Genomic DNA, 10,079 nt, shown 5'->3' on the forward strand with positions numbered 1-10,079 from the left:
GTTGGCTAATCTCTTATTTAAAGTATGACAATAAATTTGATCTAAATGGTGCGGGCCTTAAACACAAACTGATCACTTCACACTTACACCTGATCCCACAAAGACCGAGCAATACGCGCAAACTCTAAACTCTGTGACCATCTATCACCTGGTTCAGTGCCTCCAACTTTGATTGCATAAGGAGGTGGCCCCAGTTCACATACAAATGGTAATACTTCATCCTCTGAATGGACGTTCCAATTACGCATTCCTGTCAGCCACCAGCGTTTAAAATGGTCTAGCACTTGATGATTTGCTTCATCTATATCAACCTGTATTTGCTCACCATTTGAAACTCTAGCGTGAATACTTGTAGTTTGCGTAAGTAATGATTGGATTTTCTCCTCCGCCTCTTCCGATATCGTATGCATTTCTCCAGCAACGATATAATGCGAAAGGTCAATTGTCAGCTTAAGCTCAGGTAAACATTGAACATACTCTGCCGTGCGAATCAAATCCTGCGTAATCGTCCCGCGATGGGTTTCTATGTACGCTGGAATTCCTATGGATCGACTTATTCTAACCATACCATCAAGTAATTTTACTGCTTCCTCTCCTATAAGAAAAGGTCTCATCACTTGAACATTAATGAAATCTACTTTTCCAAATTCTTGAGCACTTCTAAGAAATATTTCTAAATCATGTACCGTTTTGGGATACGCATTTACACTGAAGGAAAGATTGTATTGGTCCAATAATCTATGCCATTGCTCCGCTTCTCTTTCATCCGGTAAAAAGCCGTTAATCCCATCGTAGCCTGCCTCTGCAATGAGATGTACTTTTTCCTCCGTTCCCTTCTCATCTTCAAACAGACCATTCATTCCCCACCATGACATGATCACTTCCAAGCGCTTCGGTTGCTTAGGTTTAGGTTGAGTCATTGGTTCGCCTCCTATCATGTGTATTGTACCGCTGTGATCCTGGTTACTAGAATGAATGATTCTGCTAAAAACACATACAATGTTGCTGTTTTTAGAAATGATTTGTTTGCTACATAGACTATCATAGTGTACTATGTGATTAATACACCATAACAAAAAGGAGCTGAGCACTTGAGTGATTCTCCGCTAATTGTAGAGAATGTTAGTAAAACCCTTGGTAGGACAAAGATCATTGATAACATGTCTTTTAGTGTGGAGCCAGGGAAAATCTATGGCTTTTTAGGGCCCAATGGTTCAGGAAAAACGACTACGATCCGTATGATTGTGAGTCTCATTAGTCTGGATGAGGGTGATGTTAAGATTGGCGGCTTCAGTATTCGTACGGACCGGGAAGAGGCATTAGCGCAAATTGGGGCCATTGTGGAGAACCCGGATCTGTATGATTATCTAAGTGGGCGTAAGAATCTAATACACTTTGCAAAAATGACTCGTGACAAGGTGGACGCCTCGCGCATTGATGAAATTGTGAAGATGGTCGAACTTGACCATGCGATTGATAAAAAAGTGAGAACCTATTCGCTTGGAATGAAGCAGAGACTTGGGATTGCTTTATCGATGTTGCACAAACCAAAGGTATTGATTTTAGATGAGCCAACAAATGGTCTTGATCCAAAGGGGATCCGCGAGCTACGCGAGTACTTAAAGAATCTCGCGCAGAAAGAGAATGTCGCCATTCTTGTCTCCTCTCACCTGTTATCTGAGGTCGAGCTGATGTGTGATCGTGCGATTGTTATTAAAAAGGGGCAGGTCGTGAATGAAGTTGCCATTAATGAGAGTGATCGTGGCGGTGAACAAGAGGTAACTGTAGTTTTTGAGCTCAGTGAGATGGAAAGAGCTAGTGACTTTCTTGCTCAGTATGGAAATGTTCGGATTGAGGATCATCGCTGTATTGTGGAAAGCATTACGGTAAATCAAATTCCGATCATTGTGGCTGCGCTCGTGCAGGAGAATATTGAGGTTTATCATGTTTCCTCTAAGAAATCACTTGAGGACACGTACCACCTGCTTACAGGGAAGGATGTGAAATAAATGTTTGTATCATTACTCCAAAATGAATGGATGAAGGCCTACCACCGTAATAAGTTTATTATTTTTAGCTCAGTGATGGTTGGGTTACTGCTGCTCGGGGCTGGCGCGACTCTATTTTTTAATAACTATGATTTTGGTGAAGATGCTGTCCCCGTTCCAGCAGTTGGTTCGCTAGAATTTGCTACTGGTGCGGTTGATACCTTGTTTGTTTTTGTGTTGGTCTTTAGCACCGTGATGGTTGTATCAGGTGTGGTGAGTGAGTACAAAAATGGGACGATGAAGCAGTTACTCATACGCCCTGTTTCAAGAGCGCAGATCTTACTATCCAAGTGGGTCATGGTTTATATTGCTTCCTTTGCAGTCCTGATTGCCTTGTCCTTTTTAAGTTGGATAGTAGGGGCCATTCTTTTTGAGAATAACACAACGTTTGGCGAATCCCTTTCTACCTTAACCCAGCTTGTTCTTTATAGGATGCCAATGCTATTCTTTTATCAGGCCATGGCTCTTTGCTTGGCGATTCTGACTAGAAGTACAGCGATTTCACTTTCAGCTGTCATTGTGTTGCATTTTACAGGCAATGTGTTGATGCTGTTCGTCCAGCGCTTTGAGTGGTCAAAATTTTTAATTATTCCTAACCTCAACCTTCAGTACTACAGCGAGAATGAGTTGATTCAATACGCAGGCGGCCCTTTAATCGAGGGCATGACACTCGGATTCTCTCTCACCATGATTGCCCTCTACTCCGTAGCTTTGTTGGTGGCAGCTCATCTCGTGTTCCATAAGAAAGATGTATTATCATAGAAAGCGAACGAAGAAAGGATGGGATCTCAGTGACGATTGAGTTTGACCCGTCAAAACCCATATACCGGCAAATTGCCGAATATTATTATCAAAAAATCAGCAATGGGGAGCTCCCTCCCGGAGAAAAACTCCCTTCAGTCAGGGAAACCGCCCAATTGCTGCGTGTGAATCCAAATACCGCGTCGCGTTCCTATTTAGAAATGGAACGTGATGGTGTGACCTTTACTAAACGTGGTCAGGGGACCTTTGTAACGGAGGATGAGGAAATCGTGAAGCAGCTTCGCATTAGATTAGCCAAAAGCCGTATAGAAGAGCTTGTTGAGTTTTTGCATAAGCTCGGGTTTACGAACGATCAGATAAAAGAACATGTAGATGCGTTACTCGCAGGGCAGGAGGGTGACTCGCATGCAAAAAATTGAAATCAAGAATCTGTCTAAGTCATATGGCTCAAAGAAAGTGATTGAGGATTTGACTCTGACCCTCGAAGGAAACCGCATCTATGGATTAATCGGGGAAAATGGCACCGGAAAATCCACCCTGCTGCGGTTGATTAGCGGACTCGCCAGACCCACAAAAGGAACCATTGAGGTAAATGGAAAAAAGAATGCCGAAGAGCGCCGAAGTCAAATTGCTTATTTATCCGATCAAGAGGCGTTTGATGGCTTCTCAACCATTGCCTATCAGGTGGACTTTCACCAAAAAATGGTTACCGGATTTCAGGTGGACCGCGTCTACGACATGCTCAACACCATTCGCCTATCCGTTGATCAGAAAATAAAAAACCTATCTAAAGGACATCGTAACCTATTCAATTTGATCCTAACTTTGGCAAACCCTGCGCCCATTTTGGTATTGGATGAGCCTCTATCTGGTATTGACACCAACAAAAAAGAAGACTTGGTTCAATTGCTCTCTACTTTTACCTTAGATGAAGAGCGCCTTATTATTTTCGCCACTCATGAGTATGATGAAATTGAGTTTTTAATTGACGGTCTAATCATCATAAAGGACTCTCGTCTCGTTTACTTTACAGAGGATCTAGAGAAGATGCGGTTAGAACACGGCAAAACCATTCAACAAATCTTTAAGGAGGTAAACCAATGACCTCTTTTGTTACCCTTTTAAAACGAGATTTAAGGCTGCAGATGCCGCTGATGATTGGATATACAGGTATTGCCTTATTGATTGTGTTAACCTTTATTGGACTATCCTTCCGTTACGGCGAAATGCTTTATATTGGTATTCTAACCTTTTTTCTTATACAAAATGTTGTGATCGCCTTTTTACTTCCCATTTTCTCAGTATGGCGAGAGTGGCGAATGAAAACAGCAGCCCATTGGCTTATGCTACCTGGCTCTGTTCATACAAAATTATGGAGCAAGCTGATTTCTATTCTACTATGTATCATCTATACCTTTCTAATTAGCTCAATCCTTTGGATGGCCTCGGGGCTCATCTCGTATACAATTATCCATGAAGGGACTTACCATATTCTCAGTCAATTCCCTCCATCACTATACTTGTTTGCTATAATCATGATCATTTATGCGTCGATCGCAGGATCGATACCGGTGTTACTTATTGTATTTATGATTAAAGGAGAGAGAGGTTGGAAAGGGTGGATCTTTGCAGGCTTGATCGCGTTTGTCTATATCATCTTCATTCCATGGTTCTCAGCCTTTGATCCTCCTGCTTTTCTAGAGCAAGGCCCTGTGTATCTAGAAAGCTTAGAGCATATTACCTTCTCTGAAGGAGACTTCTCTATGTTCTTAGGTCCAGAAGAAGCGGAGCCCTTCCTTTATGTTAGCGGCCAAATCTTTGAGATCATATTCTACGTTATAACATACTGGTTATGTTGGTGGTATCTTGCTAGGAAGGTTGAGATTTAAAAAAGTGAGTAGTATGGAAAGAGAGCCGAGGCTCTCTTTTTTTTGGTAGGGGGTGGAGTGATGGAACTTGGATTGGTGCGATAGATCCTAAAGTGGAGCGATGGGACTCTGGATTGGTGCGATGGAAGCCTAATTGGAGCGATAGACCTCCGGATTGGTGCGATGGAACCTTAATTGGAGCGATGGACCTCTGGATTGGCGCGATAGACGCCCATGTGAAACGATAGATCCTCATTTCGAAACGATGGACCTCTATGTGAAACGATAGGTCCTCATTTTGAAACGATGGGCCTCTATGTGAAACGATAGGTCCTCATTTTGAAACGATGGACCTCCGAGTGACACGATAGGTCCTCACTTTGAAACGATGGGCCCCTATGTGAAACGATAGCTTCTAAAGGGAACCACCGCTGATCCCCCATCCCATCCCCCCAACAAAAAAAGACTAACGCTCTTCGCGTTAGTCTTCCACTCCTGACATCAAATCCACGATGTGATACCAGGTTTCTAGTTTGAATATATCGAATGGGTCACCGCCGCCGATGACTCCGTAGCCTATCATCATTCCAAGGAATAGAGAGGCTCCGATGAGGGTGAGGATAATATATAAACGTAGCCAAATAGGCAGGATGCGGATCCGACCTTTTTTTGTGCGTGGTTCGGCCTCGGCTTTTTGGGCAGCTTTTTGCTCTGCTTTTGCCTTACGAATCTCCGCACGGTTCATGGGATTGGCTTTGGTTTGCTTTGCTTTGGTGTCAGAAGCTTCAACGTCCAGCTTCTGATCTGTGTTCTTCGCTTGATCATTGTTCATGCGTCTCTCTCCAGTCGGTGAGCTTCGTTACCTATCAGCGACGGATTCCATTGATAAGACCTGACATCTCGTCGGCGATGGATAAGGAACGGGCATTAAACTGATAGTGGCGCTGAGTCAGGATTAAGTCACTCATTTCCTTAGCCATATCAACATTTGAACCCTCAAGTGCTCCTTGTTGAACAAGTTGGTCTGTGGCCGCGATGGCTTGCATGCGGTTCTCCCCATCTGGCATCAGGAAATCTGTTTCCCCTGCCGCTTCAAGAAGCTGTGGCTTGGCAACCTGCATGAGCCCAATCTGGCCTACGGCGGCAACCGTTCCATCCTGAAGTCGCGCTTCAAGCTGACCATTTGCCATCAACTGAAGGGATTCAAATGTATAGGGTACCGTCATTCGTTCGCCATTCGCATCAAGTAAATAGAATCCATTTTCATTCGCTATCACTAGCTCTTCTGGATTCGCTGGATTTTCCGTTAGGAAGAAGGCACCCTCTCGAGTCAGCCTTGTATCCGAAGCTCCGTTATCGTTTCTTTCTACCTGAAAGAAATGATAGCCGTTTGTCAGCGCAAAATCAAGCATTCGTCCGGTCTGCATCGCAATGCCCGGTTCATTTGATAGACGTGTTTGGGCAATTTTTGCTCCTGAGCCAACACGTAGTCCTGGAGGGGTTAATCGGTTGCCCTCCGTTGGTTGGTTAGAATATTCCTGATGCAAGAGGTCCGAGAACGAGACATCACGCTTTTTGAAGCCAGTGGTTTCACTGTTTGCCACATTATGCGAAATGATATCAAGCTTACTTTGAAGCTGTCTCATTGTCCCCGAGGCAATATTAGATGAAATATTCATGCATACGCTCCTTTATTCGGCTGTCGATCAGCCAATTCTTCCTACTTCATTCACGGCTTTATCTAAACTTTGATCATACGCCTGTAGGACCTTTTGGTTGGCTTCAAAGGAACGTAAGGCACTCATCATTTCCGTCATCGTCTGGTTGGCATCCACGTTAGATTGCTCTATAAAACGCTGCCTAATTTGATAATCAAATGCCGCAGCAGGAAGCTCTTCCTCCGCGCGTACCAAGCCATTGCCTTCCTTCACTAGTTCAGCTGGGTTCTCCGCATAGCTTATGCCAATTTGGCCTAGATTGGCCCCGGCAGAGCTTGTCACGATGCCCGACTCGTTAACGATAAACTCTTCATCTTCCACTTGAATGGTCTCACCCGCTGTATTTAACACCGGATGACCCTCTGTTGTGACAAGCTGGCCTGAGTCACTGACTGCAAATTGACCATTGCGGGTATAACGGGCTTGCCCGTCATCTCCTTGAACCGCAAAGAAAAGCATGCCTCGCTGCCCGTTCTCACCCTCTGGCAATACGCCATCAATTAACGCCAGATCTGTTCCGTTCCCCGTCTCCACAATCGAGCCCTGACGAAAATTCGGCAGTACCTCCTGCAGATAGGTACCGGTTGAAATACTGCCAACCTGATAACCTCTTCCAGTAACCGACTGAGCATTTCTTGCTTGAAGTAGCATTTCAGGGAATGAACGAATGCTGGATTGATCCGCTTTATATCCCGGTGTATTCGCATTGGCCATGTTGTTCGTCAATAACTCCTGACGCTGTTGCTGCGTAAGCATTCCCGCCGCTGCGCCATATAAACCTCGTAGCATCTACTCTCTCCTCTCGGATTATGCGCGTACTCGTTTTTTCACCATTTTATCTAGATTTTCTAAAATTAAGCCTGTTCCTTTAGCCACACAGTGCATTGGATCCTCTGCTACAAGTACAGGAACCTTTAGCTCCTCAGCAAGAAGCTGGTCAATTCCATGAAGCAACGCTCCCCCACCTGTTAAAATAACGCCGCGGTCAATAATGTCTGCTGACAGCTCTGGTGGTGTTTTTTCTAAAACTTCTTTTGCAGCTTGGACAATATAAGCCGCTGATTCAATTAATGCCCCTTGGATCTCATCGGTTTTTACTGTAATCGTCCGTGGAAGACCACTCACTAGATCACGACCGCGAATTTCCAATTCCTCCTGACGTCCGCCTGGGAAAACTGTTGCCACGGTTTTTTTAATATTTTCAGCTGTGCGTACACCAATTAAGAGCTTGTACTCTTTTTTGATATAGGTCAAAATCTCGGAATCAAACCGATCCCCAGCTACTTTTATGGATGAGGCGGTGACGATATCACCCATCGAAAGAACAGCAACATCTGTTGTTCCACCGCCTATATCAATGACCATGTTTCCACTTGGCTGAAAAATATCCATGCCCGCGCCAATTGCTGCTACCTTTGGCTCTTCTTCTAGATAGACATCCTTACCACCACTTCTTTCAGCTGCTTGACGGATCGCCTTTTGCTCAACAGACGTAATGTTCGTTGGGCAACAGATTAAGATGCGAGGCTTACTAAACATGCTTCTCACCTTAATCTTATCTAGAAAGTGCTTAAGCATAGACTCCGTTAAATCAAAGTCAGCAATGACACCATCCTGCATAGGGCGAAGTGCAACAATATTCCCAGGAGTACGTCCTACCATCCGATATGCTTCCTCACCTACTGCGAGTACGCGTTTTGTAGAGGTTTCCATAGCCACAACAGATGGCTCATCTAGGACAATTCCACTTCCTTTAACAAAAATTAATACATTTGCTGTTCCTAAATCAATTCCAATATCTCGACCAAACATGATACGTTCCTCCCTGTGATATGAACATTATGTCATCATTTACAATTTTCTAAAGGCTATCGTCTCTTATTACCAGCATCTTACTGAGTCACCCTTACAGAATTGCAATCATGCATAGTGCTGGGGCAGTACTCATATCGTGCTCGAGTCTAGATTGACAGGCCTATATACCTAATTGTAGATTTTATCATAATATGCTCGGTCAGGGACGATTTTGGGGAAAATTATTGACGAGATTTTACAATTAAATGATCCGATACATCTACCGTCTTCCGATATTTTACTTTTGTTGCCTCACCACCCCGTAAGTGGCGAATAGATTTGTGGTACTCAAGTATATCCTTCACTTCATTCGCTAGCTCCGCATTAATTTCGGGCAGACGCTCCGTGAGGTCCTTGTGTACGGTACTTTTTGAGACTCCAAACTCCTTGGCTATCGTTCTCACCGTTTTTCGAGTCTCAACAATGTACCTGCCTATCTTGATAGTTCGCTCTTTGATGTAATCATGCACACGACTCGCCTCCCTAATTCTGTGTTGGTGATTGGTACAGTTTATTAGAGAGTAGATATAGATATACCACCTTATTATAAGGACGAGCGCGGTTTTGACGGTGTTAGCCTGTCCGGCAACACCCAGCCTGTATAAATCTGTTAACTTACGACTTTAAGACCAATAACGGAAAGCAAGATCAAACTAATAAAAAACAACCTCAATCCATTTCGAGATTCCCCATAAAAAATCATCCCTACAACCGCTCCACCAAACGCTCCGATCCCAGTCCAAACCGCATAGACCGTCCCCATCGGTAGAGAATTCATGGCATACGATAAAAGCACAAAGCTAGAAGCAAAGCCCACAATTAAACCTATGAGGGGTGCGAGACTTTTTTTCTGTTTAAGCTGATTCATCATCGTCACACCAAACAACTCACAAAGCCCAGCGATAATTACACTAATCCAAGCCATTTTCACGTACACCCCCTGTATCGACCTCTTTGGTCACCATCTTAAGTCCTATCACACCCACTAATAACGTAACGATAAATAGAAGCTTTAGTGGCGGAAGAGATTGCCCAAAAAGAAGCGTATCCACCGCAACGGACCCCACCGTACCAAGGCCTACAAACACCGCATAGGCTGTCGCAACCGGCAGCCGTTTCGTCGCCTGAATAAGCAGCAAAAAACTCACAACAATCGCAAGCACCGTCACGGCCCACTGCCAAAACGTCCCCGCCCGATTCAAGCCAATCACCCAGCCCACCTCAAACATCGCACCAATCACCACATACAACCAATTCTTACCCATCATGCTCTCACCTCTCATATACGCACAAAAAAGCCCGGAAGATGTCCGCACATTCTTGTGCAAAGATCTCCCGGGCTTTTATCCCTCCGTGTCACAGCCATCCGACCGCGCGCCCCCTCTCGGACCAGACCAGAGCTAATAGCCTCTGCGGAACCCTAGGGAACTTATTATAGGTTGATTATAGCTTATAGAGGGTGAGGGATCAAGTTTTTGGGTTGGGGGGTGGGGGGGCTTTCTGGGTATGTGCTCCGGGGCTTGGTATGGGGCGGATTCTTCTTGGTAGGCGGTGCTTCTTTCTGAGTATCGTGCTCTGGGTCTTGGTGGGAGGCTGGTTCTTCTTGGTATGCAGGGCTTCTTTCTGGGTCTTGGTATTGCGCTCGTTCTTCTTGCTATGCCGGGCTTCTTTCTGGGTATTGGGCTCCGGGTCTTGGTATTGCTCTGGTTCCTCTTGGTATGCGGGGCTTCTTTCTGGGTATCGGGCTCTGGCTCTTGGTATTGCTCTGGTTCCTCTTGGTATGCGGGGCTTCTTTCTGGGTATCGGGCTCTGGCTCTTGGTATTGCTCT

The 10,079-nt window shown here is 44.8% G+C and carries 13 protein-coding genes and 1 riboswitch; of the genes, 5 read left to right on the forward strand and 8 right to left on the reverse strand.

Features of this window, described 5'->3' with window-relative positions; all coding sequences use genetic code 11:
* Nucleotides 1–83: 83 nt before the first annotated feature.
* Nucleotides 84–920, reverse strand: a complete 837-nt coding sequence (locus FN960_RS03290) for a sugar phosphate isomerase/epimerase family protein (protein ID WP_260681902.1) — start codon at nt 918–920, stop codon at nt 84–86.
* A 171-nt stretch (nt 921–1,091) separates the two neighbouring features.
* Between FN960_RS03290 and FN960_RS03295 the strand changes: the two genes are divergently transcribed.
* From FN960_RS03295 to FN960_RS03315, 5 genes are read left to right on the forward strand one after another with little or no spacing between them, the layout of a single operon-like run.
* Entirely contained in the window at nt 1,092–2,009 is a 918-nt protein-coding gene (locus FN960_RS03295) for an ABC transporter ATP-binding protein (RefSeq protein WP_143846935.1), read from the forward strand.
* Nucleotides 2,010–2,810 carry a DUF2705 family protein gene (locus FN960_RS03300; protein WP_143846936.1) on the forward strand — a complete coding sequence of 267 codons (801 nt, stop codon included), beginning with the start codon at nt 2,010–2,012 and terminating at the stop codon, nt 2,808–2,810.
* Between the two features lie 29 nt (nt 2,811–2,839).
* Nucleotides 2,840–3,229: a GntR family transcriptional regulator gene (locus FN960_RS03305; protein ID WP_260681903.1), complete on the forward strand. Its 390-nt coding sequence runs from the start codon at nt 2,840–2,842 to the stop codon at nt 3,227–3,229.
* Nucleotides 3,216–3,914 carry an ATP-binding cassette domain-containing protein gene (locus FN960_RS03310; protein WP_185970890.1) on the forward strand — a complete coding sequence of 233 codons (699 nt, stop codon included), beginning with the start codon at nt 3,216–3,218 and terminating at the stop codon, nt 3,912–3,914. The genes FN960_RS03305 and FN960_RS03310 overlap by 14 nt, the downstream gene beginning before the upstream one ends.
* Entirely contained in the window at nt 3,911–4,699 is a 789-nt protein-coding gene (locus tag FN960_RS03315; protein ID WP_143846938.1) for a hypothetical protein, read from the forward strand. Before FN960_RS03310 ends, FN960_RS03315 begins: the two co-directional genes overlap by 4 nt.
* Before the next feature lie 460 nt (nt 4,700–5,159).
* Here FN960_RS03315 and FN960_RS03320 read toward each other — a convergent pair whose 3' ends face one another.
* The 7 genes from FN960_RS03320 to FN960_RS03350 all read right to left on the reverse strand — a co-directional run bounded on the left by FN960_RS03320 (nt 5,160) and on the right by FN960_RS03350 (nt 9,578).
* Nucleotides 5,160–5,510 (reverse strand): DNA-directed RNA polymerase subunit beta, encoded by a 351-nt coding sequence (locus FN960_RS03320; RefSeq protein WP_260681904.1) that lies wholly within the window; start codon nt 5,508–5,510, stop codon nt 5,160–5,162.
* Nucleotides 5,511–5,544: 34 nt separating this feature from the next.
* Nucleotides 5,545–6,357, reverse strand: a complete 813-nt coding sequence (locus tag FN960_RS03325; RefSeq protein ID WP_143846939.1) for a flagellar hook-basal body protein — start codon at nt 6,355–6,357, stop codon at nt 5,545–5,547.
* 27 nt (nt 6,358–6,384) lie between these two features.
* On the reverse strand, nt 6,385–7,185 hold the full coding sequence (locus tag FN960_RS03330) for a flagellar hook-basal body protein (protein WP_143846940.1): 801 nt from the start codon (nt 7,183–7,185) through the stop codon (nt 6,385–6,387).
* Between the two features lie 18 nt (nt 7,186–7,203).
* Complete coding sequence (locus tag FN960_RS03335; protein ID WP_143846941.1) at nt 7,204–8,208, reverse strand: rod shape-determining protein; 1,005 nt, start codon at nt 8,206–8,208, stop codon at nt 7,204–7,206.
* 224 nt (nt 8,209–8,432) lie between these two features.
* Nucleotides 8,433–8,720 (reverse strand): sporulation transcriptional regulator SpoIIID, encoded by a 288-nt coding sequence (gene spoIIID, locus FN960_RS03340; protein WP_143846942.1) that lies wholly within the window; start codon nt 8,718–8,720, stop codon nt 8,433–8,435.
* Nucleotides 8,721–8,860: 140 nt separating this feature from the next.
* Nucleotides 8,861–9,175, reverse strand: a complete 315-nt coding sequence (locus tag FN960_RS03345; RefSeq protein ID WP_143846984.1) for a DMT family transporter — start codon at nt 9,173–9,175, stop codon at nt 8,861–8,863.
* The gene (locus FN960_RS03350; protein WP_306461598.1) at nt 9,162–9,578 is read right to left on the reverse strand and encodes a DMT family transporter; all 417 of its coding nucleotides are present in this window, start codon (nt 9,576–9,578) and stop codon (nt 9,162–9,164) included. The genes FN960_RS03345 and FN960_RS03350 overlap by 14 nt, the downstream gene beginning before the upstream one ends.
* Before the next feature lie 2 nt (nt 9,579–9,580).
* A riboswitch (guanidine-I (ykkC/yxkD leader) is annotated at nt 9,581–9,685 on the reverse strand.
* Between the last annotated feature and the right edge of the window lie 394 nt (nt 9,686–10,079).

The sequence above is a fragment of the Alkalicoccobacillus porphyridii genome, from assembly GCF_007293315.1.
In the GTDB taxonomy this organism is placed as follows: domain Bacteria; phylum Bacillota; class Bacilli; order Bacillales; family Bacillaceae_D; genus Alkalicoccobacillus; species Alkalicoccobacillus porphyridii.